This is a genomic window from Frigoribacterium sp. Leaf8 (genome assembly GCF_001421165.1).
GTDB lineage: Bacteria > Actinomycetota > Actinomycetes > Actinomycetales > Microbacteriaceae > Frigoribacterium.
Genome location: NZ_LMKB01000008.1, coordinates 48,348 through 73,500, shown reverse-complemented (window position 1 = coordinate 73,500; position 25,153 = coordinate 48,348). Strand labels below are relative to the sequence as shown.

Annotated in this window: 19 protein-coding genes; 10 read left to right on the top strand and 9 right to left on the bottom strand. The window is 70.8% G+C overall.

Annotated features, from left to right (window positions below; translation table 11 throughout):
• Nucleotides 1-49: 49 nt before the first annotated feature.
• Complete coding sequence (locus ASL10_RS14795) at nt 50-1,426, bottom strand: globin domain-containing protein (RefSeq protein WP_056049708.1); 1,377 nt, start codon at nt 1,424-1,426, stop codon at nt 50-52.
• 210 nt (nt 1,427-1,636) lie between these two features.
• On the opposite strand from ASL10_RS14795, the gene ASL10_RS14790 reads away from it, so the two are divergent.
• The 5 genes from ASL10_RS14790 to ASL10_RS14770 are packed head-to-tail and all read left to right on the top strand — an operon-like array spanning nt 1,637 to nt 8,208.
• On the top strand, nt 1,637-3,325 hold the full coding sequence (locus ASL10_RS14790; protein WP_056049870.1) for an ABC transporter substrate-binding protein: 1,689 nt from the start codon (nt 1,637-1,639) through the stop codon (nt 3,323-3,325).
• Entirely contained in the window at nt 3,322-4,302 is a 981-nt protein-coding gene (locus ASL10_RS14785; protein WP_056049705.1) for an ABC transporter permease, read from the top strand. The genes ASL10_RS14790 and ASL10_RS14785 overlap by 4 nt, the downstream gene beginning before the upstream one ends.
• Nucleotides 4,299-5,252: an ABC transporter permease gene (locus ASL10_RS14780; protein ID WP_056049702.1), complete on the top strand. Its 954-nt coding sequence runs from the start codon at nt 4,299-4,301 to the stop codon at nt 5,250-5,252. The genes ASL10_RS14785 and ASL10_RS14780 overlap by 4 nt, the downstream gene beginning before the upstream one ends.
• Complete coding sequence (locus ASL10_RS14775) at nt 5,249-6,997, top strand: ABC transporter ATP-binding protein (protein ID WP_200922620.1); 1,749 nt, start codon at nt 5,249-5,251, stop codon at nt 6,995-6,997. Before ASL10_RS14780 ends, ASL10_RS14775 begins: the two co-directional genes overlap by 4 nt.
• Before the next feature lie 29 nt (nt 6,998-7,026).
• A complete protein-coding gene (locus tag ASL10_RS14770; RefSeq protein ID WP_056049700.1) occupies nt 7,027-8,208 on the top strand; it encodes a glycoside hydrolase family 1 protein in 1,182 nt (393 codons plus the stop codon).
• 110 nt (nt 8,209-8,318) lie between these two features.
• Here the strand turns inward: ASL10_RS14770 and ASL10_RS14765 are convergent, their stop codons facing one another.
• The 3 genes from ASL10_RS14765 to ASL10_RS14755 all read right to left on the bottom strand — a co-directional run bounded on the left by ASL10_RS14765 (nt 8,319) and on the right by ASL10_RS14755 (nt 14,007).
• The gene (locus ASL10_RS14765) at nt 8,319-9,647 is read right to left on the bottom strand and encodes a GNAT family N-acetyltransferase (RefSeq protein WP_056049696.1); all 1,329 of its coding nucleotides are present in this window, start codon (nt 9,645-9,647) and stop codon (nt 8,319-8,321) included.
• Between the two features lie 163 nt (nt 9,648-9,810).
• Nucleotides 9,811-12,531, bottom strand: a complete 2,721-nt coding sequence (locus ASL10_RS14760; protein ID WP_056049692.1) for a hypothetical protein — start codon at nt 12,529-12,531, stop codon at nt 9,811-9,813.
• A gap of 93 nt (nt 12,532-12,624) precedes the next feature.
• Entirely contained in the window at nt 12,625-14,007 is a 1,383-nt protein-coding gene (locus tag ASL10_RS14755) for an MFS transporter (RefSeq protein ID WP_056049691.1), read from the bottom strand.
• Between the two features lie 214 nt (nt 14,008-14,221).
• On the opposite strand from ASL10_RS14755, the gene dnaK reads away from it, so the two are divergent.
• From dnaK to ASL10_RS14730, 5 genes are all read left to right on the top strand, one after another.
• Nucleotides 14,222-16,102, top strand: coding sequence for a molecular chaperone DnaK (dnaK, locus tag ASL10_RS14750; RefSeq protein WP_056049689.1), 1,881 nt, complete (start codon nt 14,222-14,224; stop codon nt 16,100-16,102).
• A gap of 11 nt (nt 16,103-16,113) precedes the next feature.
• The gene (locus ASL10_RS14745; RefSeq protein WP_235452891.1) at nt 16,114-16,773 is read left to right on the top strand and encodes a nucleotide exchange factor GrpE; all 660 of its coding nucleotides are present in this window, start codon (nt 16,114-16,116) and stop codon (nt 16,771-16,773) included.
• A gap of 156 nt (nt 16,774-16,929) precedes the next feature.
• Nucleotides 16,930-17,928: a DnaJ C-terminal domain-containing protein gene (locus tag ASL10_RS14740; protein WP_056049686.1), complete on the top strand. Its 999-nt coding sequence runs from the start codon at nt 16,930-16,932 to the stop codon at nt 17,926-17,928.
• A gap of 92 nt (nt 17,929-18,020) precedes the next feature.
• A complete protein-coding gene (locus ASL10_RS14735; protein WP_056049862.1) occupies nt 18,021-18,428 on the top strand; it encodes a heat shock protein transcriptional repressor HspR in 408 nt (135 codons plus the stop codon).
• A 91-nt stretch (nt 18,429-18,519) separates the two neighbouring features.
• Nucleotides 18,520-19,632, top strand: coding sequence for a class I SAM-dependent methyltransferase (locus tag ASL10_RS14730; RefSeq protein ID WP_056049683.1), 1,113 nt, complete (start codon nt 18,520-18,522; stop codon nt 19,630-19,632).
• A 28-nt stretch (nt 19,633-19,660) separates the two neighbouring features.
• Here ASL10_RS14730 and ASL10_RS15725 read toward each other — a convergent pair whose 3' ends face one another.
• The 5 genes from ASL10_RS15725 to ASL10_RS14705 form a co-directional block, all read right to left on the bottom strand.
• Entirely contained in the window at nt 19,661-20,203 is a 543-nt protein-coding gene (locus ASL10_RS15725; RefSeq protein ID WP_082460638.1) for a hypothetical protein, read from the bottom strand.
• Between the two features lie 162 nt (nt 20,204-20,365).
• Complete coding sequence (locus ASL10_RS14720) at nt 20,366-20,845, bottom strand: DUF3060 domain-containing protein (RefSeq protein WP_056049678.1); 480 nt, start codon at nt 20,843-20,845, stop codon at nt 20,366-20,368.
• Nucleotides 20,846-20,942: 97 nt separating this feature from the next.
• The gene (locus tag ASL10_RS14715) at nt 20,943-21,281 is read right to left on the bottom strand and encodes a DUF3060 domain-containing protein (protein WP_162234623.1); all 339 of its coding nucleotides are present in this window, start codon (nt 21,279-21,281) and stop codon (nt 20,943-20,945) included.
• 116 nt (nt 21,282-21,397) lie between these two features.
• A complete protein-coding gene (locus ASL10_RS14710) occupies nt 21,398-21,820 on the bottom strand; it encodes a DUF3060 domain-containing protein (protein WP_056049657.1) in 423 nt (140 codons plus the stop codon).
• Nucleotides 21,821-21,973: 153 nt separating this feature from the next.
• On the bottom strand, nt 21,974-25,141 hold the full coding sequence (locus tag ASL10_RS14705; protein WP_157485559.1) for a hypothetical protein: 3,168 nt from the start codon (nt 25,139-25,141) through the stop codon (nt 21,974-21,976).
• Nucleotides 25,142-25,153: the final 12 nt, after the last annotated feature.

The following is a 25,153-nucleotide window of genomic DNA, read 5'->3' as shown; positions in this document are numbered from 1 at the left end:
AGCCCGCCTGCGCCCCCGCCAGCGAGTCGGCCGGCGCCTCCGCCCGGTCCTACCCCAGTCCGCGCTGCCCGGTGTCGGCACCCGTGACGCTGCCGTCGTCCGGCCCGAAGACGAAGTAGTGCACGCGGTCGGCGTCGACGCCGTGACCGATCAGGGCCGCCCGGGCGATCGCCATGAACGGCACCGGCCCGCACAGGAACACCCGGTGCGACGCGGTGAGGTCGACCCGGGCCAGGTCGATCGGGTCGAGGTAGACCCCGGGCCCGTCGATGGACGCCTCGGCCAGCGCGCTGAGCGCCGACAGCGACCCCTGCGTGTAGCTGACCCGCAGCGTCGCGTTCGGCATCGACGCGACCAGCGCCTCGAGCTCGACGCGGTGGGCGTGCCGCTCGGGGGTGCGCTCGAAGTGCAGGACCGTCACGACGCGGTCGGGCTCGGTGCGGGCCAGGTGGTCGAGCATGCCGAGCACGGGCGTGCAGCCGATGCCCGCCGAGACGAACAGCAGCGGGGCGTCGTCGAGGTCGTCGATCGTCAGCGACCCGATCGGGGGCGAGACGCTCACCACGTCGCCCACCCGCAGCTCGCGCATCAGGTGCGACGAGACCTCGCCGTCGGGGGCGGGCGGTTCGCCGACCAGCAGCCGTGCGCTGATGCGCCACTGCTCGTCGTGCCCGCCGCGCAGGCTGTACTGCCGGATCTGCCGGGCTCCGTCGGGCAGCCGCACCTGCACCGACGCGAACTGGCCGGCACGGTACCGCGGCAGCGTCTCGCTGTCGGCCGAGACGAGGGTGAGTGCGACGACGTCCTCGGCCTCGACGCGGTGTTCGGTGACGAGGGCCTCGCGCCACTCCTCGCCCGGCTCGAGGTCGGCCTGCCGGTAGATCGCCTCGACCGTCGTCACCATCTCGTCGCGGGCCTGCCGGTAGACGGCCGACCACGCGTCGGCGACCTCGGCCGTGAGCCGGGGGCCGAGGGCGGCCGCGAACGCGTCGCCGAGGTGCCGCTCGAACAGGTCGTACTCGTCGCGGGTGACGCCGAGCGCCGCGTGCCGCTGGGCCAACCGCGAGACGATCTCGCCGGGCGTCGCCGGTGCGAGGGTCGGCGCCCCGGCCTGGCCGACGGCGTCGGCGTCGCCGTCGACGCCGGACGGTCCGCCCCCCGAGGAGGCGCGATGCCGGTCGCCACCGGCGGCACGCGTCGACCCCGGGGCCGCGTCGAGGACGGCCTGGGCGAGCGCCACGATCGTGCGGGCGAGCTCGCGCTGCTGCCGCCCCTGGGCGAGGTCGCCCCGGTTGAACTGGTCCCGCAGCAGATCGGGTCGCGTCGCGAAGAGCCGGCGGTAGAAGTCGTCGGCGATGTCGTGCGCCCGCTCGGCGACCACGGGCAGCGAGGCGCGGAGCGCTCGCAGCTGCGTCGTGCTGGCCATGCGGGTCCCTCCGGTCGGCCGGGGTGCCGTGACCGGCACCCGACGCCGATTCTGGCGTGCGGGCCCTGGCATCCCCTGACGGTTGGCTCGGCGTCGAACGACCTCGCGCCTCCTCGGGGCCCCTCGACGGGGCCGACCACTTGCGCCCCTGCGATGTATGCGCTTACAGTGGGCCCAGCTCACCTCGACGACGAATGAGAGAACGTGGCGATGACGCACGCGACACCCCCTCGGCGACACCCACGCCGACGCTTCCGCACGCTCGCGGCCCTGGCAGCGGCCACGGCCGCCGTGCTCGTGGCCACCGGCTGCAGCATCCAGATCCGCAGCCAGCCCGACCCCAGCATCGGGGCCGACACGATGCTGATCAACGCCGACAAGGGCAACCCGCAGTTCGAGCGCAACTTCAACCCGTTCCTCACGAACAAGCGCACGGCCTCGACCTGGATCTACGAGCCCCTGCTCGAGATCAATCCGCTCGACGGCGAGATCACGCCCTGGCTCGCGAGCGAGACCGTCCTGCCCGACGCGCGCACGATCGACATGACGATCCGCGACGGCGTCGAGTGGTCCGACGGCACGCCCATGACCCCGGCCGACGTGGTCTACACGTTCGATCTCATCAAGGCGAACCCCACGCTCGACCTCAAGGGTGCGTGGCAGCACATCGACACGATCGAGCAGCAGGGCGACCACGTGGTCTTCCACCTGCAGACCGACGACGTGCCGGCCATGGAGATCATCGGTCAGACGACGATCGTCCCCGAGCACCTGTGGAAGGACGTCGACGACCCCACGACCTTCCGCAACCCCGACCCGGTGGGCACCGGACCGTTCACGCTCGGCAACTACTCGCCGCAGCAGTACTCGATGGACAAGAACGAGACCTACTGGCAGGCGGACAAGATCGAGATCGGTCACCTGATCCTGCCCGCGACGAACAACCAGCTCGACACCGTCACGCGCGGTTATGACTGGTCGTACTCGTTCATCAGCGACGTCGAGGGCACCTGGGGTGCCGCCAGCCCCGACAACCAGTTCTGGTTCCCGCCGGGCGGCGTGATCGGGCTCGTGCCGAACCTCACCAAGGCGCCCTTCGACGACGTGAACGTGCGTCGTGGCATCGCCCTGGCGCTCGACCGCGGCCCCATCGCCGAGTCGGCCACCGAGGGCTACCTCGAGCCGGCCGGTCAGACCGGGCTCATCCTGCCCAACCAGCAGGACGACCTCGACCCGTCGATCCCGAACGCCGGCATCCTCGAGCAGGACGTCGACGGCGCCCTCGCGGCGTTCGCCCGGTCGGGCTACACGCAGCAGGGTGACGAGCTGGTCGGCCCCGACGGCCAGCAGCTCGAGATCACGATCCTGACGGCCAACGGCTACACCGACTGGCTGCGGGCCGTGCAGGAGGTGCGGAGCCAGTTGGGCGCGATGGGCATCGACGTGCAGATCCAGGCTCCCCAGCCGGCCGGCTACCAGTCGGCCATCGCGAACGGCGAATTCGACATGGCGATGGGCGGCATGGGCAACGGCAACGTCTACCAGGCCTACAACAACCTGCTCAACAGCCAGTTCGCCACCCCGGTCGGCGAGACCACGGCGGCCAACTTCGAGCGGTTCAGCGACCCGGCGGTCGACCAGCTGCTCGACGACTGGAAGGCCACGACCGACCCCGAGCAGCAGAAGCAGTACGCCTACCGGTTGCAGAACGTCGTCTACGACCAGCTGCCCGTGATCGGCCTCTACTACGGCGGGCTCTGGGGTCTGTTCAACGACTCGAAGTTCACCGGCTGGCCCACCGCCGAGAACCCGTACATGGCACCGCAGAACTACGACCAGGCACCGCTGCTGATCTTCACGAAGCTCAAGCGCGTCGACCAGGAAGAGGGCGACCAGTGAAGTACGCAGCCCAGAAACTCGGCCTGTTCGTGCTCACCCTGTGGGCGGCGGTCACGCTGAACTTCATCCTGCCGCGGTTGATGCCCGGCAGCCCGACCGACGCCGCGATCGCCAAGCTGTCGCAGAACGGCCCGGTCAGCGCGGCGACGCGCGCCGCCATCGAGGCCCAGCTCGGCGTGCCGAGCGGCAACGTGCTCCAGCAGTACGTCAGCTACCTCGGTCAGGTCGTGCGCCTGGACTTCGGCACGAGCTACACGTTCTTCCCCGAGACGGTCGGCCACCTGGTCGGCCAGGCCCTGCCGTTCACGCTGATCCTCGTCGGGGTCTGCACGATCATCGCCTTCGTGCTCGGCACCCTGATCGGGGTCGCCGCGGCCTGGAAGCGCGGCACCTGGCTCGACTCGCTGCCCACCCTGTCGGGCAGCTTCATGAGCACGTTCCCGTACTTCTGGACCGCTCTGCTGCTGCTGTTCTTCCTGGGCTACGTGCTGCACTGGTTCCCCACCACGGGGGCCTACGGCGCGACGACGACGCCCGGGTTCACGCCGGCCTTCGTCGGCGACGCCCTGCAGCACGCCGTGCTCCCGGCGATCACGATCCTGCTGACGAGCCTCGGCGGCTGGATACTCGGCATGCGCAACGCGATGATCTCGACGCTGGGCGACGACTACGTCACCTTCGCCGAGGCCAACGGGCTCAAGGGCCGCACGGTCGCCGTGCGCTACGCCGCCCGCAACGCGATCCTGCCCAACCTGACCGGCTTCGGCCTCGCCCTGGGCGGCGTGGTCGGCGGCTCGATCCTCGTCGAGCAGGTGTTCGGCTACCCCGGCATCGGCTACCTGCTGTTCAACGCCGTCATCGGCCAGGACTACCCGCTGATGCAGGCCCTCTTCCTGATGATCACGGTCAGCGTGCTCGTCGCCAACTTCCTCGTCGACATCTTGTACGGCGTGCTCGACCCAAGGACCCGCCGATGACCTCCACCGTGTCCGTCCACCTGCCCGAAGGCGCGCCCCCCACCGGGCCCGCCGAGCAGAAGGCGCCCAGTCGCTGGCTCACCATCGGCCGCATGGCCGCGACCATCTGGTCGAACCCCAAGGCGAAGATCGGCGTCGTCATCTTCGGCGTCTTCGTGCTCGTCGCGATCCTCGCCCCGCTGCTCGCCCCCTACGGCGCCAGCGAGAACGGCTTCGAGCGCAACGCCGACGCCAGCTGGGCCCACTGGATGGGCACGACGGCGGCCGGCGAGGACGTCCTCAGCCAGCTGATCTACGGTGCCCGCATCAGCGTCTTCGTCGGTGTCGTGGCGGGCGTGCTGTCGACGTTGGTCGCCGTGGCGATCGGGCTCAGCTGGGGTTACATGAAGGGCTTCGGCGGCGACGTCGTCGGCTTCGTCGTGAACCTGTTCCTCGTGATCCCCGGTCTGCCCCTGATGATCGTCATCGCGGCCTACCTGCAGAACGGCGGCATCACCGTGATCCTCGCGGTGATCGTCATCACGGGCTGGGCGTGGGGAGCCCGCGTGCTGCGCAGCCAGACGCAGTCCCTGCGCTCGCGCGACTTCGTCACGGCGGCACGGTTCTCGGGCGAGAGCGCGGGACGCATCGTGTTCCGCGAGATCCTGCCCAACATGACCTCGCTGATCACCGGCTCCTTCTTCGGCGCCGCGACCAGTGCGATCCTCGCCGAGGCCGGCCTCGAGTTCCTGGGGCTCGGCGACTCGTCGATCGTCAGCTGGGGCACGATCCTCTACTGGGCCCAGAACTCGAACGCCCTGCTCACCGGCCAGTGGATCCTGCTCTTCGCGCCCGGCCTCTGCATCGCCCTGCTGGCGATGAGCCTGACCCTGATCAACTTCGGCGTCGACGCCGTCGGCAACCCTCGACTTCGCGAAGGCGCGAAGCAGAAGAAGGAGGCGCGCAAGTGACCGCCACGGACCTCACCACCGCCGACCGCGCCTCCTCGTCGTCCGACGACGTGCTGCTCGACGTCCGCGACCTCAGCGTCGTCTACGAGAGCGCCGGCGCCGAGCCCGTGCAGGCCGTCGACCACGTGTCGTTCCGGCTGGGGCGGGGCGAGTTCGTCGGCCTGGTCGGCGAGTCCGGCTCGGGCAAGTCGACGCTCGGCTACGCGCTGACCCGGCTGCAGAAGCCGCCGGCGCGCACCAACGGCGGCAGCATCTGGTTCGACGGTGCCGACGTCCGCGACCTCGACACCGAGGCCCTGCGTCAGCAGCGTCAGGGCGGCTTCGCGATGGTGCTGCAGTCGGGCATGAACGCGTTGAACCCGGTGCGCACGATCCGCAACCACTTCGTCGACGTGTTCAAGGCCCACGGCCACGTGCCGCGCGACCGGTGGCACAGCCGCGCCGCCGAGCTGGTCGCGAAGGTCGAGCTCGACGCGGGCGTGCTCGCCCGGTTCCCCGGCGAGCTGTCGGGCGGCATGCGCCAGCGCGTCTCGATCGCCCTCGCCCTGTCGCTCGAGCCGCAGCTGATGGTCTTCGACGAGCCGACCACGGCGCTCGACGTGCTCGTGCAGCACGCCGTGATGGACACGATCATCTCGCTGCAGCAGAGCGAGGGCTTCACCGCCGTCCTGATCAGCCACGACCTCGGGATCGTGCTCGAGTCGGCCCAGCGCGTGCTCGTGATGCACGAGGGTCGCATCGTCGAGGACGGTCGCTCGGCCGACGTGCTCGCCGACCCGCAGGACGACTACACGAAGATGCTGCTGTCGCACTACGCCGACCCTCGTGCCGAGGTCGTGTCGCTGCCCGGGTTCGAGGACCGCTCGGTCCGCCGGGCCCGGGGCGACCGCCGCGTCGACACGACGACCTCGGTGCCGACCGTCGCCACGCGCGGCCAGCGCACGGCGCAGCACGCGATCACCGTGAGCGGCGTGACCAAGACCTACGCGCCTCCCCGTCGGGGCGACGACCCCGTGCGGGCCGTCCGCGACGTGTCGTTCACGCTCGAACCGGGCCAGTCGCTCGCCCTCGTCGGGCAGAGCGGCTCGGGCAAGAGCACGATCGCCAAGCTCGTCACGGGCGTCGAGAAGCCGACGAGCGGCAGCGTCACGTTCGGCGACACCGACGTCACGGCGCTCCGCGGCCGCGCCCTGCGCAGCTTCCGCAGCGACGTGCAGATGGTCTTCCAGGACCCGTACGCGGCGCTGAACCCGCTGCACACGGTCGAGTACACGCTCACGCGTCCCGTCGTGAACTACACCGGCCTGACCGGTCAGGAGGCGCGGCGCCGGGTGCTCGAACTGCTCGAGACGGTCGGTCTGACGCCGGTCGAGCAGTTCGCGGCCAAGCTGCCGCACCAGCTGTCGGGTGGCCAGCGGCAACGCGTCGTGATAGCCCGGGCCCTCGCGAGCGACCCGCAGGTGATCATCGCCGACGAGCCCGTCTCGATGCTCGACGTCTCGCTGCGGGCCGGCGTGCTCGCGCTGCTCGAGGACCTCCGCGAGCAGTGGGGCGTCTCGATGCTCTACATCACCCACGACCTGCTCAGTGCCCGCCTGATCACCGACGACATCATGGTGCTCAACCAGGGAGCCGTGGTCGAGCGGGGGCACACGGCCGAGGTGCTGCAGCGACCGACCGACCCGTACACGGTGAAGCTGCTCGACGCGGTGCCGAACCCGCGCCGCACGCACCGCGCCTCCTGAACTCCTCGACCTCCTCCGAAAGGACCCCTGTGCTCACCTTCCCCGACGGCTTCCTGTGGGGTGCCGCGACCGCGGCGCACCAGATCGAGGGCAACAACGTGAACAGCAACTGGTGGGTGCACGAGCACGCGCCGGGCACGACCATCGTCGAACCGAGCGGTGACGCGGCCGACAGCTACAACCGGTTCCGCGACGACATCCGCCTGCTCGCCGAGCTGGGGCTCAACAGCTACCGGTTCAGCATCGAGTGGGCCCGCATCGAGCCCGAGCGCGGCGTCGTCAGCAAGGCGCAGATCGCTCACTACCGCCGCATGGTCGAGACCTGCCACGAGTTCGGCATCGAGCCGATCGTCACGCTGATGCACTTCACCGTGCCGCGCTGGTTCGAGCGCGACGGCTTCTGGCGCGCACCCGACGCCGCCGACCTGTTCGCCCGGTACACCGAGCTCGCCCTGCCCGTCGTCGCCGAGGGCGTCGAGTACGTCTGCACCATCAACGAACCGAACATCGCCGCGATGCTCGCCGGCGGGGAGGACGCGTCGAACCTCGTCGCATACGGGCTGCCGAACCCCGACCTCGAGGTCGCCGACGCCCTGCTCGCCTCGCACAAGCGCAGCCGCGAGGTGCTGTCACAGCTGCCTCGGATCAAGTCGGGCTGGACCGTCGCCACCCAGGCGTTCAAGGCCGTCGACGAGCCGGGTGCCGCCGAGGCGACGCGCGAGTACGGCTACGTGCGTGACGACTGGTACAGCGAGATGGCGGCGGGTGACGACTTCGTCGGCGTGCAGGCCTACACGCAGACCTTCGTCGGGCCCGAGGGGCCGCGGCCGGTCGCCGAGGGGCTCGAGACGACGCTGACCGGGTGGGAGTTCTACCCGCCGGCCGCCGCCGAGGGCATCCGCAGCGCGTGGGAGCTGTCCGGCCACGTGCCGGTCATGGTCACCGAGAACGGCATCGCGACCGCCGACGACACCCGGCGCATCGCCTACACGCAGGGCGCGCTCGAGCACGTCCACGACACCATCGACGAGGGCATCGAGGTGCTCGGCTACCAGCACTGGAGCGCCCTCGACAACTACGAGTGGGCCAGCGGGTTCCGCCCGACCTTCGGCCTGATCGGGTGGGACCGCGACACCTTCGAGCGGACGCCGAAGCCGAGCGCCCGCTGGTACGGCGAGGTCGCGCGCGCGAACGGGCTGGCGCGGGCGTAGCGCCCTCCGGCCCTGCCGGACCGGTACGGCGCGGGGCGCACGAGGACGCAGGAGGCGCGGGTCACCCGACCCGCGCCTCCTGCGTCTCGGCCCCGGGGCCGATGCCGTGCCTAGAAGTAGGTGATGCCGTGCAGGGGTCGCTCGGGCAGCAGCATCGCGCGGAACTTCTGGACGGCGCCCTTGCGTCGCTCGCGGACCAGGCCGGCCGCGGCCAGCGTGACCGGGTCGGAGCCGCCGAGCCAGAGCGAACCCAGCGTCGCGACGTCGAGTTCGAGGTCGGCCCGGCGGACGGCCGCCTTCTTCACCGTCGCCTCGCCTGCCTCGCTCGTGACCCGGTACGTGCCGGCCGCGTGGCCCAGCGCGTCACCGATGGCGATCGTGACGACGCCGTCGGCCGCCCACGGGCGAGCCTGCAGGGCCGCGACCGGGTCGAGGACGCGGAACCACACGTGGTCCTCGTCGTGGCTGATGGTCAGGGCGCGACCGTCGACGATCGCGTGCGCCAAGGGGTCGTGCTGCGGGGCGTTCGAGTACCGGACGACCCGGACCAGGTCGACCGCGAGCAGCAGCTGCCACAGGCCGAGGTAGGCGTCGTCGGTCGCGGCCACGAGGTCGACGACGACGAGGGTCTGCACGCCGGTGGAACCGGGGCCGCCCCCGGCTGACTCGACCCGGTACGTGACGTAGCCGTCGACGGTGCCGGTCGCGTCGCGGTGCACCGCGGCCCGGACCGCGGGGTCGGGCGTGCCGTCGGCGCGCTCGCGGCCGAGGGCGTGGTTCCAGGCGCCTTCGTGCCGGTCGACGGAACCGGGACTGCGGACGTGGAAGCGGGCGAAGACGTCGGGGGCGACCTCGGCGAGCGAGGCCGTGGTGACGAGCTCGGTGCTGCCCTCGGGCTCGCTGAGCAGGCCGCCCGCGCGACGGACGTCGACCTCGATGGTGCGCTCGCGGACGCCCACGCCGAAGCCGAAGCGCCGGTAGATCGACGCCTCGCTGGCCGTGAGTGCGGCGACCGGGGTGCCGGCCGCCTTGGCGCGGGCGAGGTCGTCGGTCATCATCCGACGCAGGATGCCCTTGCGGCGGTGGGTCGGTTGCACGGTGACGCCGGCGACCAGGTCGGCGTCGATCAGACGGCCGCCGCCGACGTGCAGGGTCTTGTCGAACGACGCGAAGGTGGCGACGGGGCGACCCTCGGCGTCGAGCGAGCCGGGGGTGGCCTCGCGGCGGTAGACGCCCGTGAGACGTCGCCCGTCGGCGACGAGGCGACGCGCGGCACGGCCGAGGGAGTCGTCGTCGCCGGCCGGTTCGTGGAAGCCCATCGACTCGGCGTCGACCCAGGCGGCGGTCGCCACGTCGGCCCGCGGGGAGTCGTCACTCGCCTCGGGGTCGAGCGCGGCCGCGAAGGTGCGGAGGTCGTAGTCGTCGTCGAGGGTGCTCACCCGGTCAGCCTACGGAGGACGGCCGACGTTGTCGTCGGTCTCGAGGAGGAGCGGCGACCGCCGGGCGCGTCGGCGTCGGGGACGGGGGAGGGCCGGCCCCGCGGGTGCGGAGCCGGCCCTGGTGGTGCTGGTGCTGGTGCTGGTGTCGGTACTGGTGGTGGTGTCAGCGTCCGGTGACGAAGTCGATCCCTGTGGTGGTCTTCGTCGTGCCGTCGGTGGCCTTCTGCTCGAAGGTCAGCTGGTAGGTCGTGCTGGCGGGCCCGACGTAGCGGTCGAACGCGAACGCGCCGGTGGACGAGGCGGTGGTGCTGCCGAACGGCGTGCCCCACTGGTTCTTGCCGACGACCGTGGCGAAGGGCGTGGCGGTGCCCCGGAACGTCACGGTCCGGTGGGCCTCGCTGATGCCGCCGTCACGGATGACCGGGGACGAGATCTGCACGTCGACGAGGTCGTCCTTCTGGTGCGTCAACGTCAGGGTCGCCCGTTGCTCGTCCGTTCCGTGGGTCGCGACGAAGGTCAGGACGTAGCCGGGGTTCGTCGGTCCGAGGTTGCGCGAGAACGCCCAGGTGCCGTCGCTGCCGATGGTCGCCTTGCCCATCTGGGTGCCCCACTGGTTGGTGGAGACGAGCTGGGCGCCGACGGTGCCCGTGCCGGTGAAGCGGGCGATGCCCTCGCGGTAGGAGTCGCCGTCCACGTGGCTGGTGACGGTCAGCGGCCGCGAGGGAGCCTCGTAGTCGAGGTGCAGGGTCACCAGGGTGGGCGCACCGGTGGTGGGCGTCATCGTGAAGGTGATGTCGTAGCCGGCGCTGGTCGGGCCGAGGTTGCGGCTGAAGCTCCAGTCGCCGTCCTCGTCCACGCGGGTCGAACCCATGGGCGTGCCCCACTGGTTGGCGGCGGTCACGCGGGCGTCGGGCGTGCCGCGGCCGGCGAAGGTCGCGATGCCGGTGGTGTAGCGGCCACCGTCGGTGTGGCTGGTCACGGTGAGGTCGGTCAGGTCTTCGTCGTCGGAGTCGTCGGAGCCGTCGGAGCCGTCGGACACGGTGAACGAGCGCGTCGAGGTCAACGGCGCGAGGGTCCGCCAGTAGGGCGTCTCGGTGACCGTCATGGTCTGCGGGCCGGACGTCAGGGGCGCCTCCAGCTCGCAGGTCCAGGTCCCGTCGCTCCCGACGAACGCGGCGCAGGCCTCGCCGGCACGCGCCAGGTCGGTCGCGATCGCGATGCGGGACCCGGGGATGCCCTCGCCGGTGATCGAGGTCATGTCGGTCGAGATGGTCTCGCCCTCGGCGATCGAGGTCACCTCGAGGGGGAACGTCTCGGGAGCCGAGTTCTTCTCGGTCGCCTCGACCGTGATCGTGGTGGCCTCGGACAGCTCGCCGTTCCGGACGGTGTAGAGGTCGACGTCCTGCCCGGCGAACGAGGTCGGGATGCGCAGGATGTACGCGCCGTTCCAGGTGGACTCGGTCGCCACGACGAACTCACCGTCGATCTGGGCGATCACCGTCGGCACGAGGTACTCGTCGGCGAAGTACGAGGTGGTGCCCTGGACGTAGAAGGTGCTCGACTCCTCGGAGATGCCGTGCATCAACGGGGCCGAGAGCGGTGAGCCGGCCGGGGCCTCGAGCGGCGTCAGGTCGATCTCGAGGGAGTCGCCGTCGCCGTCGCCGTCGTGGGACAGCCCCGTGATGGTCGCGGTCTGCCCGGCCAGCGACCCGTCGAGCAGGAACGAGAACCGGCCGTGCTGCCCGCGGAGGCGGGTCTCGCTGTGGTCGCCGACGTCGATGCGGGCCTGGCCGGCCCCGTGGATGATCGTTCGGACGGTCAGGCGGCCGTCGGGGCCCTCGGTCACCGACGACAGGAGGGGGGTCGAGGGGCGACCCGGCGTCTCGGACCCGGGGTCGGGCATGGTGTCGGCGACGGAGAACGCCGTCCCGGCGGTCTGCTTCGGTGCCGCGGCCCAGACGGGCGTCTCGGTCACGACGGTGTCGTAGCTGCCGGCCGGCAGCGTCGGCGACGTGCAGCTCCAGTCGCCCAGCGACGTGACGCGGGTCTCGCAGAGCGTCGAGGAGGCGCGGTTCGTCTTCTCGTCACGCGTCACGACGATCTGCGAGTTCGGGATGCCGGACCCGGCGAACGTCGCCTCGGGGGCCGCCAGCACGTCGCCCGCGGTAGGCGATGCGACCTCGAGCGGGTGGACGTCCGAGGCGGTGTTGCGTTCGGTGGGGACGAGCTCGACCTGAGCTGTCTCGCTCCCGTGGCCACGGTAGTAGGCCGTCACCTCGATGACCTCGCCGGCGCGCGAGGCGGGCACGGTCAGCGAGAACGATCCGTTCTCGGACGGGAAGTCCCACGACATGCCGGAACGGTTGGCCCACACCTCGGTCTTCGAGAACAGGTCGGGCTGGTGCGCCACGGTCCCCTCGATCACGAAGTGGCCGTCGTCGTACTGGCTGACGGCGTGGATGACGGGCGTGCCGGGTGCCTCGTTCTCGCCCTCGGCGTACTGGGTCTCGAGGACGAACTCGACCTCGACCTTCCCCTGTGGGGTGTACGAGACGAGTGTGGCCTTCTTGCCCCGGTCGGCGACGTCGACGAGCGTGGCGAAGCGGTCGTTCCAGACGGCGGCGCTGTAGCTGCCCCCTCCCTCGACGATGACCCCCGCGAGTCGGGCGCCCGGCGCCATGCCGGCGACGGACAGCTTGTCGTCCTCGCTCGGTTCGACGAACGTGATGCGGGGTGCGGACGGGGCCTTGGGCGACGCGGACGGCGCCTCGGCCGGGGCCTGGTCGGTGATGGCGGGGGCCGCGTGGGCTGCGGCGGGGGCGAGGGTGCCCACGGCGAGGGCTGCGAGGCCGACGGCGGTGAGGCCTGATCTGATCGTGCTCATGTCTTCTTCCGGATGGGGGAAAGGGAAGACCGATCGGGACGGCCAACCGATACTCTACATTCCACGCGCCCGAGAAGCGACTTCAGGCCCGGCTCAGTCGATCGAACGCTGCACTCCCTTGACCGGCAGCATCAACACGAGTCCGGCCAGCAGCACGAGCGCGATGCCGACGATGCCGAACCGGGTGTCGCCCGTCGCCGAGACGAAGAGCGTGAAGAGCCCCGGCGCGAGGAAGCTCACGGCTCGCCCGGTCGTCGCGTACAACCCGAAGATCTCTCCCTCGCGCCCGGGTGGCGTCACCCGCGCGAGGAACGACCGGCTCGCGGACTGGATCGGCCCGACGAAGAGGGCCAGCGCCAGGCCGAACACCCAGAACAGGTTCGTCGCCGTCCCGATGGCGAGCACCGCGAAGGCGGCGATCACGAGCCCCACCAGCGAAGCGACGATGATCGTCTTGGCGCCCAGGCGGTCGTCGAGCCACCCGCCGACGAAGGTGCCTATCCCCGCGACGAGGTTGGCGCCGACGGCGAAGTAGATCACCATGCTCGGCGAGAAGCCGAAGACCTGGGCGGCGATGATCGCGCCGAAGGTGAAGACGGCCGCGAGGCCGTCACGGAACACGGCGCTGGCCAGCAGGAACAGCAGCACCTGGCGGTTGGTGCGCCAGAGCTTGGCGATCGTCGACCCCAGGAGGCGGTACGAGCGCCACAAGCCCACCCGGGCCCGTGCGGCGGTGGCGGGCAGCTCGGGCACCGACAGCAGGACCGGCACCGCGAAGACCGCGAACCACGCCGCGGCGACGACGATCGACAGGCGGACGTCCCACGCGCCTCCTTCCGTTCCCGTGGCGACGCCGAACAGGCCGCCGCGTCCCTCGACGCCGAAGCTCTGCAAGAAGGCGACGAGCAGCAACAGCAGCAGGACGATGCCGCCGACGTAGCCGAGGCCCCAGCCGAACCCCGACACCTTCCCGATCGTCCCCGGTGTCGAGACCTGCACGAGCATGGCGTTGTAGTTGACGCTCGCGAACTCGAAGAAGAGGTTGCCGACGGCGAGCAGAGCCGCGCCGAAGACGAGGTACCCGGGCGCCGGGGCGACCAGCACCATCGCGGCCATGGCCAGCACCACGAGACCGGTGTTGATGGCCAGCCAGAGCTTGCGGCGGCCGGAGCCGTCGCTGCGCTGGCCGAGCACCGGCGCGAGCAGTGCGATCAGCACCCCCGCGATGGTCAGGGCGGTCGAGATGACCGTCGCGTTCTCGGCCTTGGCCAGCACCAGGGCCGGGTTGCGCGCGTCGTCGTCGGCCGCCGCCACGATCGCCGGATCGACGAAGGCGCCGGACGCCAGGTAGGTGCTGAAGACGAACGAGGTGACCACGGCGTTGAAGGCGGCGGAGCCCCAGTCCCAGAGGGCCCACGAGAGCACACGGCGGCGGGGGATCGGGTCGGCGTCGGCGAGCGTCTGCGCTGCGGTCATGGGGGTCAACCTAGTGGGCGTCCGTGGCCGAGGGGGGTCGCGCCTGCTCGTCCGGCGTGGGCGCGGCGACCCTCTCACGAGAGTTGAGTCTTTCTGGCTCAACTTTCAGGTTCACCGCTTGACCTCGTCGGCAGGGCGAGTAAAGTTGAGCCTGGCCGACTCAAGGCCGGCCCCCCAGGTTTCCGCAACATCGCACCACGAAGGAGAAAAGCACATGGCACGTGCAGTAGGAATCGACCTCGGTACCACCAACTCGGTCGTCAGCGTCCTCGAGGGTGGCGAGCCCACCGTCATCGCGAACGCCGAGGGTCTGCGCACGACCCCCTCGGTCGTCGCCTTCACGAAGGACGGCGAGGTGCTGGTCGGCGAGACCGCGAAGCGCCAGGCCGTCACCAACGTCGACCGCACCATCGCGTCGGTGAAGCGGCACGTCGGCACCGACTGGAAGGTCGAGATCGACGACAAGAAGTACACCCCGCAAGAGATCAGCGCGCGCATCCTGGGCAAGCTCAAGCGCGACGCCGAGCAGTACCTGGGCGAAGAGGTCACCGACGCCGTCGTGACCGTCCCCGCGTACTTCAACGACTCCGAGCGCCAGGCCACGAAAGAGGCCGGCGAGATCGCGGGCCTGAACGTCCTGCGCATCATCAACGAGCCGACCGCCGCGGCGCTCGCCTACGGCCTCGACAAGGGCAAGGAAGACGAGCTCATCCTGGTCTTCGACCTCGGTGGCGGAACGTTCGACGTCTCGCTGCTCGAAGTCGGCAAGGACGAAGACTTCTCCACCATCCAGGTGCGCAGCACCTCGGGTGACAACCGCCTCGGCGGCGACGACTGGGACAACCGGATCGTCGAGCACCTGATCAAGAAGTTCAAGGACGCCCACGGCGTCGACCTGTCGACCGACAAGATCGCCAAGCAGCGCCTCAAAGAGGCCGCCGAGCAGGCCAAGAAAGAGCTGTCGTCGAGCACCTCGACCAGCATCCAGCTGCCGTACCTCACGCTGACCGCCGACGGCCCGCTCAACCTCGACGAGACGATCTCGCGCTCGCAGTTCGAGCAGTGGACGAGCGACCTGCTCGACCGCACCAAGAAGCCGTTCAACGACGTCATCAAAGAGGCGGGCGTGAAGGTGGGCGACATCGCCCACGTCGTGCTCGTCGGTGGCTCGACCCGCATGCCCGCGGTCACCGAGGTCGTCAAGCAGCTCACCGGTGGTCAGGAGCCCAACAAGGGCGTCAACCCCGACGAGGTCGTGGCCGTCGGTGCCGCCCTCCAGGCCGGCGTGCTGAAGGGTGAGCGCAAGGACGTCCTGCTCATCGACGTCACCCCGCTCAGCCTCGGCATCGAGACCAAGGGTGGCGCGATGACGAAGCTCATCGAGCGCAACACCGCCATCCCGACCAAGCGCAGCGAGACCTTCACGACGGCCGACGACAACCAGCCGTCCGTCGCGATCCAGGTCTTCCAGGGCGAGCGCGAGTTCACCCGCGACAACAAGAACCTCGGCACCTTCGAGCTGACCGGCATCGCCCCGGCCCCCCGCGGCGTCCCGCAGATCGAGGTCACCTTCGACATCGACGCCAACGGCATCGTGCACGTGTCCGCGAAGGACAAGGGCACCGGCAAGGAGCAGTCGATGGTCATCTCGGGCGGCTCGTCGCTGTCGAAGGACGACATCGAGCGCATGGTGCGCGAGGCCGAGGAGAACGCCGCCGAAGACAAGGCGCGTCGCGAGGCCAACGAGACCCGCAACTCGGCCGAGCAGCTCGTCTACTCGATCGAGAAGCTGATCAAGGAGAACGACGAGAAGCTGCCCGCGGACGTCAAGTCCGAGGTCCAGGCCGACGTCGACTCGCTCAAGTCCGCCCTCGCCGGCGACGACGAGTCCGCGATCAAGCCCGCCTTCGACAAGCTCAACGAGAGCCAGCAGAAGCTCGGCCAGGCGATCTACTCGCAGAGCCAGGCCGACCAGGCCGGCGCTGCCGGTGCGGCCGGTGCCGAGGGTGCTCCCGCCGACGGCCAGGCCCAGGGCGACGACGAGGACATCGTCGACGCCGAGGTCGTGGACGACGACGACAACGACAAGAAGTAGAGGCGGTCGGCATGACTGACGACAACAAGACGCCCGACGACGAGCCGCGTGCCGCGACTCCGTCCGAAGACGGTGGCACGGCCGACGTGGTCGAGCCCGACGAGCTCGTCGACGCCGAGGCTCCCGACGTCGAGACCCCGGCCGACGCCGAGGCCCCGGCCGGGGCCAAGGCCGCCGCCGAGTCGATGGCCGAGGCGCCCGAGGGCACCGAGACGCTGAGCGCCGACGACGAGGCCATCCTCGACGCGGCCAGTGCCGACCTGGTGGCCGACATGCGACAGGACATGCTGCGGGCCCAGGCCGAGCTGGTGAACTTCCGGAGGCGCGTCGAGCGTGACCGCGAGGCCAACCGCGAGGCCGTGGTGGCCGAGGTCGTCCGTTCCCTGCTGCCGGCGCTCGACGACCTGGCCCGTGCCGAACAGCACGGCGACCTGGCCGAGGGCCCGATGACCGTCATCGCGCAGAAGATCCGCGGGGGGCTCGACAAGTTCGGCCTGGCGCAGATCGGCGCGAAGGGCGACGTCTTCGATCCCAGCAAGCACGACGCCCTCGTCCAGCTGCCGAGTGCCGACGTCACGGTCAACACCGTGGCCGACGTGATCGAGCCGGGCTACACGATCGGCGACCGGGTCATCCGGGCCGCCAAGGTCGCGGTGCACACCCCCCAGTAGCACCCAGGTGACGGGCGGCCCCCGGGCTGCCCGTCACCACCCCTGCGACGCGAGTCGCGATCGGCGGTGGGCTCCTCGACGAGGTGCCCACCGCCTCCCCCGTTCTCTTCCGGTCGCTGCCAGGCAGCGACCTCCAGTCAAGGAAGGAGGTGCCGCATGGCGAGTCAGGACTGGTTCGACAAGGACTTCTACGCCGTCCTCGGTGTCTCCAAAGACGTCACGCCCGCCGAGCTCAAGAAGGTCTACCGCAAGCTCGCGCGCAAGTACCACCCCGACTCCAACCCCGGCGACGCGGCCAGCGAGGCGAAGTTCAAAGAGATCAGCGAGGCCCACTCGGTGCTCTCCGATCCCGAGCAGCGTCGCGAGTACGACCAGGTGCGCGCCATGGGCGGCGGCGCCCGCTTCGCGGCCGGCAGCGGTGGCCCCGGAGGCGCGGGTGGCGGCTTCGAGGACGTCTTCGGCGGCATGTTCAACCAGGGCGGACAGCGCACGCAGTTCCGCCAGGGCGGCGGTGGCGGCGGCTTCGACGACATCTTCGGCGGCATGTTCGGCGGTGGTGGCTTCGGCCAGACCAGTGGCGGCTACCGCGGCTTCGGCGGCCCGCAGAAGGGTCGCGACATGACGGCCACGACGACCCTCGACTTCCAGACCGCCATCGTCGGCGAGACCATCACGCTGCAGGCCTCGAACGGCAAGCCGATGAAGGTCCGCATCCCGGCCGGCGTGCACGACGGCCAGAAGATCAAGCTGCGCGGTCGCGGCGAGCAGAGCCCCGACGGCGGCGAGGCCGGCGACATGGTGTTGACCGTCGCCGTCCGCAAGCACCCCGTCTTCGAGCTCGACGGCAAGAACCTGCGCCTCGACGTGCCGGTCACCTTCGCCGAGGCGACGCTCGGCGCGACCATCGAGGTGCCCACCCTGGGCGGCGACCCCGTGCGCCTGCGCGTCGCGCCGGGCACGCCCTCGGGTCGCGTCCTGCGCGTCAAGGGTCGCGGCGTGCACGCGAAGGACGGCGTCGGCGACCTGCTCGCCACCGTCCAGGTCGCGGTGCCGGCACACCTCAACGACAAGGCGCGCGAGGCCGTCGAGGCCCTGGCCGCCGCGCTGCCGGCCGAGAACCCGCGCGACGACCTCATCGCCCGCGCCCGGGCCTGACGAGACCGACCCGACCCGCGCCTCCTCGGCGGCAGGTCCCGAGCGACGAGACAGGAGACGAGATGGACCGACCGGACCCCACCCAGTGGCCGATGGACGAGCACTCGCCCCTCTTCGCGATCGCGACCGCCGCCGAGCTCTCGGGCCTGCACGCGCAGACCCTGCGGCAGTACGACCGGCTCGGCCTGGTCGTCCCGCAGCGCACCGCGGGCAAGTCGAGGCGCTACTCGATGCGGGACGTCGTCCAATTGCGCGAGATCGCCCGACTCGGGGGCGAGGGCATCTCGCTCGAGGGCATCAAGCGCATCCTCGAACTCGAGAACCAGGTCACCTCGTTGCAGTCCCGGGTGCGCGAGCTCGAGCGGGCCCTGGCCGACGAGATGGTCAACCGGCCCGGTGCCCGGGTCTTCGCCGCAGGCGAGAGCGGCGTCGTGCCGCTGCGACACGGCACGCGCCCGTCGCGGCAGACCTCGGTCGTCGTCTGGCGGCCGCTGCGCTGACGCGCGACCCCGAGAGGTCACGACCTGCAGCGCGCACCGAGAGGTCGGCGGCAGGTCGTGACACGTCGGCCGTGCCGACTAGCGTTGGCGGGTGATCGACTTCGAGCAGCTCCGTCGGTGGCCCGACATCGAGGCCCCCGAACTCGTCGCGCACGACGCCACCGACCGGCTGCTGCTGGACTCCGCCGACGAGGCGATCGCCGCTCACCCCCAGGCCGTGGCCGTGATCGGCGACCGCTACGGTGCGTTGACCCTCGGGGTCGCGGCCCTGTCGCCCGGCACCCCCGTCCGCGTGCACCAGGACGCCCTCTCGGGCGAACGCGCGCTCGACGCCAACGCCAGCCGTCTCGGCGTCACCGCGACGTGGACGCACCACGGTCTCGACGAGGCCCTCCTCGAGGGCGCGCGGACGGTGCTGGTGCAGCTGCCCCGAGGGCTCGACGCGCTCGACGAGATCGCGGGGTCGATCGCCCGGTACGCGCACCCCGACGTCCGCGTCCTCGCCGGGGGACGCGTCAAGCACATGACCCTCGCGATGAACGACGTCCTGGCGCGCCACTTCGGCGAGGTGACCGCCGGCCTGTCACGCCAGAAGTCCCGGGTGCTGACCGCGACGACCCCGACCCCAGGAGGCGCGCTCGGCTGGCCGCGCATCTCGCGTCACGGCGACGTGGTCGTCGTCGCCCACGGTGCGGCGTTCGCGGGCACCTCGATCGACGTCGGCACCCGAGCGCTGCTCGCCGTCCTCGACCGCGCGGCTCCCGAGGCCCGGGACGTCGTCGACCTGGGATGCGGCACCGGAGTGCTCGCCGCCTCCTTCGCCCTCGCCCGACCGCACGCCCGGGTGGTCGCCACCGACCAGTCGTGGGCGGCGGTCGAGTCGGCGCGGGCCACCATGACGGCGACCGGCGTGGCCGATCGGGTCGTCGTGTCGCGCGACGACGCCGGGTCGTCGTTGCCCGAGGCCTCCGCCGACGTCGTGCTGCTGAACCCGCCGTTCCACGTCGGGGCGACGGTGCACGCGGCCATCGCCCACAAGCTGTTCGAGGCGGCCGCCCGTCTGCTGCGCCCGGGCGGCGAGCTGTGGTGCGTGTGGAACTCGCCCCTCGGCCACCGGCCGGTCCTCGAGCGCGTCGTGGGGCCGACCACCCAGGTCGCCCGCGACCGGCGCTTCACGGTGACGCGGTCGGTCCGCCGGGGCTGACCCCGGGCGGGACCCGGGTCGGGTCCCGTCAGCGGGCCTCGGCCTCGGTCTCGACCTCGACCTCGTCGAGGCGCAGCGACGCGTCGATGTAGGCGAGCAGGGCGTGCGCGTAGGCGTCCTCGGCGACGGAGGCGCGGTGCCGGAGGTCCGTGTGGCCCCCCGTCGGGCGGGTGGTCACCTCGTAGACGGTTCCGCCACAGTCTCGGTCACCGCTGATGTCGGGGTCGCCGCCTGGGCTCGTGGTGATGTCGCTGTCGCTGCCGGGGCGGGAGCCGGTGTCGACGTGTCGCGCCAGCCCGCGAAACACGGGGCCGAGGAGCTCGCGCAGCTGGTCCTCGCGGGGCAGCCACAGGCTGTCGTCCGCGGCCACCGAGTCCAGGGCCCACTCGGTGGTGCCGTTGAAGCCGAGCTCCGTACCCGTGGGGTACTCGTGGACCTCGATGGTCATGTCGCTGAGCGTGAAGACGTCGCCGTCGAATCCCGGGGTCTCGATGGCGAAGCGGTCGCCGGCACGGGGCCGCCAGCGCAGTCCGGCGTCGCGCAGGCGGCGGGCGAGGGCGTGGTCGAGCATCGGCCCATGATGCACCGTCGAGGTGGGAGGGAGCGCCGGGGTGCCGACCCGCAGAGATTCGCACCCGATTGCTCGGGCTCGGGCTCGGGCTCGGGCTCGACTCGGACTCGGGCTCGGGCTCGGATGCGCGCGTGCGGCGGAGGGCCTGTCCGGTCCGCCGCGTCAGCGAGTGGTGACGACGTTGCCTGTGCCGTCGGTGTTGAGCAGGGGTTGCAGGTCGTCGTCGAGCCGGATGGTGTTGTCGTCACCCATCGCGTCGACCTGGTCGACGCGGGGCACGTCGACGGAGTTGCGGTCGCCCATGACGACCACGACCCGGGTCGGACCGAGGGTCAGCTCGGCGTCGCTGCCGTTGACGATGACGGTGTCGCAGCCGTCGGGCAAGGTCTTCGTGCGGGGTTCGCCGTCGCCGAACTGCATCCAGGCGAAACCGTCGACGCAGGTGTCGTCGGCGGGATCGGTCGCGGTCGAGGCGCTGCCCGCGATGGAGGGGCCGCCCGCTGGCGGTGCGGTGGTGGTCGACGTGGTGGTCGCGGAGGGGCCCGGGTCGATCGTCGAGGAGGCGCTCGTGCAGCCGGCGAGGCCCGCGCCGAGGGCGACAGCTGTCACGAGGCTGATCATCAGGGTCGAGGTCGTCGTCATGGGGTGCTCCGGGTGGGGGTGGAGGGTGGGTGGTGCGGTTCGGGGGCGTCAGAGCACGAAAGGGCGGGTCCAGCCAGGGACTGGACCCGCCTCCCGGTCACTCCGCGGCGGGTTCGGCCGCAGCGGTGACGGTGTTGGCCTGGCCCTGGTCGTCGACGGCCGGGGCCTCGCCGGCGTGGTGGACCGTGTTGCGGTCCCCGGCGAGCTGGACGGTGTCGACGTCCTGCACCGAGACGGTCACGTCGGAGCCCTCCACGACGAGCGTGCTGACTTCGTCGAGCACGACGGTCCCGGTCGAGCCGACGATCGACACGAGGTCGCAGCTGCTCGTGTCGAGCGAGGGCGCGACGTCGTCGGTGGCCCCGAGGTCGAGCAGCATGAAGCCGTCGTCGCAGCTGCCGACGGGGGCGGCGTCCAAGGAGGCGGTGCTGCTCACGGTCGGGCTCGGTGTCGCGTCGGTCTCGGCGGAAGAGCACGCTGCGAGCGTGAGGATCATCGTGGTCGTGACCAGGGCGGCGGAGGCCGGCCCGCGCCGGCGGAGGAGGCCGACCATCAGCGTGCGGTGACGGTGTTGTCGGTGGTGCCGTTCTCGTTGACGGTCGGAGCGGCCCCGGTGTGGCTGACGGCGTTGCCGTCGCCGGCGAAGTCGACCGTGCCCACGGCACCGGCCGTGACGGTGACGCCCTGGCCCTCGACCACGAGGTGGCTCACGTCGGCGAGGGTGACGGTGCCGTCGCTGCCCACCACGTTGATGCTGTCGCAGGGCTCGGTGAAGGTGACCTCGGGCGTGTCCTCGTCGAGGACGACGACGGCGTTGCCGTCGATGCAGGTCTCGGTGACGGCGGGTTCGGGGGTGACCTCGGCGAGGGGTGTCGTCCCGGCCTCGGCCTCCGTGTCGGCGTTCGAGGTGCAGCCGGCGAGGACGGCGACGAGCGCGACGCCGAGGGCGGCTGTCCGCAGGGTGGAGGTGCGCATGGTGGTTCCCTTCGGGAGGTGGGGGGACGGTGCGGGGGCGTCGGCTCGGGATGCGGCCGGCGGATGGTTTGGGGGGGCCGGGGAGACACCGTGTCGGTGCCTCCCCGGCGGGGTGGTGCGGTGTCGCTGTGGTGCGGGTGTCGCGGTGTGGTGCTAGTTGCCGCTGGGGTGCCAGGCGAAGCCGCTGATCGGGTCACCCGTCTGGCCGTCGAGGGCCTTCTGGGTGATGTTCAGCGTGTAGTTGTGGCTGGGGCCCCAGGCACGGCTGAAGGACCAGTTGCCCTGGGCGTCGGCCTGGACCTCGCGGTAGACCGTGGAGCTCGTGGCGGAGCTGACGGTGACGGTGGCGAACGGCGTGGCGGTACCGGTGAAGGTGGCGGCCACCCCGTTCTCGTAGGTGTCGCCGACCGCGGGGCTGGTCAGGACGAGGGGGGCGAACCGGGGCGCCTTGACATTGACCGTGGTCTCGGTGGTCGACTTGTCGGGGTTCGTCTGGGTGACCTTGATGGCGTAGTCGTTCGCCGGGCCCCAGTTGCGCTCGGGCAGGGCCCAGTTGCCTTCGGAGTCGACCTCGGCCTGGCCCATGGGCACGTTCCAGTTGTTCGTGGCGTTGACGGCCCGAACGGTGGCGCCGGGGGTGCCGGTGCCCTTGAGCACGTTCATGCCGGGGCGGTAGGTGTCACCGTCGGCGATGCTCGTGACGGCCACGGGGACGTTGGTCTCGCGGTAGTCGAGGTGGATTGTCTGACGTTGGACGTCGGTGCCCTTGGTGGCGACGAAGGTGATGTCGTAGCCGGCCGAGGTGGGGCCGAGGTAGCGGTCGAAGGCCCAGTCGCCCTGGAGGCTCGCGGTCGTGCTGCCCATGGGGGTGCCCCACTGGTTCGTGGCGGCGATCGCGGCGTTGGGTGCCGCGGTGCCGCGGAACGTGGCCGTGCCCTCGGTGTAGGTGCTGTTGTTCGTGGGGCTGGTGATCTGGAACGCGACCACGTTCTCGTAGTTCAGCTTCAGCGTCACGACCTGAGGGGTGCCCACCGGCGGGGTGGCGGTGAAGGTGATCAGGTAGCCGGCCGTGGTGGGCCCGAGGTTGCGGTTGAAGGCCCAGGTGCCGTCGGCGGCGTTCGCGGCGCCCATGGGGGTGCCCCACTGGTTCTTGGCCGTCACGGTCGAGCCGATCGGCGCGGTACCGCGGAACGTGGTCACGCCTGCTTCGTAGAACTGGTCGTTCACGTGGCTCGTGACGCTCAGGGGCAGTTCTGCGGCCACGCGGTTGATGGTGTGGGTGATCTGCTGCACGTCGTCGCCCACCGTCTGGGTGACGACGAGGTTGCTCGTGCCGAGGCTGAGCCCACGGGTCGGCGTGATGGTCCACTCGCCGTCGACGACGGTGCCGGTCCCGATGATGCTGTTGGGCCCGTAGCCGATCGTGACGGTGGCGCCGTCCTGGCCGTGACCGGAGAAGACCGGGCGGCTGGTCGTGACCGTGGAACCCGCTTCGGGGGTCTCGACAGTCGGGGCGACGATCACCGGGGGCTGTTCGCCGTTCTCGGGGTTGAGGGTCACCGTCGAGGTGGTGGTGTTGTTGCCCTTGCCGGTCTGGCTGGCCTCGAGGACGTGCTTGCGGTCGTCGACGTCGGTGGTGCGGATGGTCCACTGGCCGTTGGCGAGCACCTGGGCGCTGCCCAGGACGGTGCTGCGGCCCTCTTCGCGGACGGTGACCTGGGCGCCGACCTCGCCGGTGCCGCGCAGGGTGACCGGGCCGCCGTCGTGGGCCATGCCCTCGACCGGAGCGGTGATCGCGACACCGGCGCCGTAGGCGACGGTGACGACGATCTCACCGTTGGCCTCGCCGTCGATCTCTTGGTGGATGCGGACGTCGTAGTCGCCGCCCGCGTCGGGGGCGCCGATCGGGGTCGACCAGGCACCCGAGCCGAGGCGGGCCTCGGTGCGGGCGATCTCGTCGCCGTCGACGTCGCGCATCACGACGGTGGAGCCGGGGTGGGCGGTGCCGGACAGGACGGCGTCCTGCTCGAGGTCGGCCGGGAACGACACCGAGCCGCGCACAGGGGAGACGTCGAGCACGACGTCGAGGGTGGTCTCGCCGGTCTTCTCGCCGTTCTCGTACTGCGAGAGCGGGATCGGGTTCGAGCCCAGCGTGAGGTCGGTCACCGTGTGCGACCAGCGCCCGTCGGTGCCGGCCTGCACCTGGTCGGGGACGGCAGTGTCGATCAGCACGAACGACCCGGGGACGGCGGTGCCGGAGATGACGGCCGTCCGGTTGGGGATGTCGACCGAGTCGACCTTGCCGGAGAACCCGTTGATGGCGATCTCGGTCCGGACGCCCTGGATGTAGCTGTAGATGTAACCGGTGCTCAGAGCCGCGGCGGCGTCATTGAGCACGAACGAGAACGTGTTGTCCGCGGCCGCCTTCTCGATCTGGACCGCGTTGGGCGAGAGGCGGTCGGGGCCGACGTAGACGTTCGCACCGGCCATCCCGGATGCCTTGCCACTGACGGTGACCCTGCCGTCATCGCCACGCACGACCTGCAGGTCGCCGATGGCGGGCAGGCGCCCGGTGGAGATGGTCTCCCACGTGCCCGACTCGCCGTACTTCAGGCGTACCGTCTCACCGGCACTGAGCAAGGGGGACAGGGTGATCGTCGCGTCGCCGTCGTCGTTCGTTCGACCCGTCGTGCCGTTGCCGCCGGACATGTCCTCGACGAACACGTCCGCGTCATTCTCGCCTCCGGTGATCGTCAACGTCACCGTGTCGTCCGCCTCGTTGTACGACGGGGCATACGACTTCGATTCGATTCCCTGGAAGGAGAGCGGAGATGAGTTCGACAGGCCGAAGAACGAGTAACTACCGATTCGAACCGGGGCGCTCATCGGTGTGCCCGTGACTTTGTTCACTACTCGGGAGTTGCCGTCGATCGAGAACAGAGTCGCGTCGGAGCCGCACCTTCCGCCCAGGGCGACGTAGGGCGTGGACGAGCTCTGGTTCTTGAAGAGGCAGCGATTGGCGTCGCCGTCCACGGCCTCCGCGTAGAAATAGTCCCCGACCCTGGTGGTCGTGAAGACCATCGAATTGGACTGTGCGTCAGCGAGGGTCTGATAGGTGCGGACGTTCCAGGCCGTCGGCGATGCCTGACCGTAGATCGTCCCGTCTGCGCCTTGTCCGACGAACTGCACCTGAGATCCGTCGACGGGTGAGCTGGTAGGGGAAGGGGCTGCGGCCACGGCCGCGGGGCCGAAGCTGAGGCCGGTGACGATCGTGGCTGCGGCCAGCCCGATCGCGCCGGTGCGCTTGAGAGTTTTCTTCATGTGAGAGAGGTG

Excerpts from the sequence above, each read along its gene's own strand:
- ASL10_RS14795 (WP_056049708.1), bottom strand. The coding sequence starts at position 1,426 with ATGGCCAGCACGACGCAGCTGCGAGCGCTCCGCGCCTCGCTGCCCGTG.
- ASL10_RS14790 (WP_056049870.1), top strand. The coding sequence starts at position 1,637 with ATGACGCACGCGACACCCCCTCGGCGACACCCACGCCGACGCTTCCGC.
- ASL10_RS14780 (WP_056049702.1), top strand. The coding sequence starts at position 4,299 with ATGACCTCCACCGTGTCCGTCCACCTGCCCGAAGGCGCGCCCCCCACC.
- ASL10_RS14760 (WP_056049692.1), bottom strand. The coding sequence starts at position 12,531 with ATGAGCACGATCAGATCAGGCCTCACCGCCGTCGGCCTCGCAGCCCTC.
- ASL10_RS14755 (WP_056049691.1), bottom strand. The coding sequence starts at position 14,007 with ATGACCGCAGCGCAGACGCTCGCCGACGCCGACCCGATCCCCCGCCGC.
- dnaK (WP_056049689.1), top strand. The coding sequence starts at position 14,222 with ATGGCACGTGCAGTAGGAATCGACCTCGGTACCACCAACTCGGTCGTC.
- ASL10_RS14745 (WP_235452891.1), top strand. The coding sequence starts at position 16,114 with ATGACTGACGACAACAAGACGCCCGACGACGAGCCGCGTGCCGCGACT.
- ASL10_RS14740 (WP_056049686.1), top strand. The coding sequence starts at position 16,930 with ATGGCGAGTCAGGACTGGTTCGACAAGGACTTCTACGCCGTCCTCGGT.
- ASL10_RS14735 (WP_056049862.1), top strand. The coding sequence starts at position 18,021 with ATGGACGAGCACTCGCCCCTCTTCGCGATCGCGACCGCCGCCGAGCTC.
- ASL10_RS15725 (WP_082460638.1), bottom strand. The coding sequence starts at position 20,203 with ATGCTCGACCACGCCCTCGCCCGCCGCCTGCGCGACGCCGGACTGCGC.
- ASL10_RS14720 (WP_056049678.1), bottom strand. The coding sequence starts at position 20,845 with ATGACGACGACCTCGACCCTGATGATCAGCCTCGTGACAGCTGTCGCC.
- ASL10_RS14710 (WP_056049657.1), bottom strand. The coding sequence starts at position 21,820 with ATGCGCACCTCCACCCTGCGGACAGCCGCCCTCGGCGTCGCGCTCGTC.
- ASL10_RS14705 (WP_157485559.1), bottom strand. The coding sequence starts at position 25,141 with ATGAAGAAAACTCTCAAGCGCACCGGCGCGATCGGGCTGGCCGCAGCC.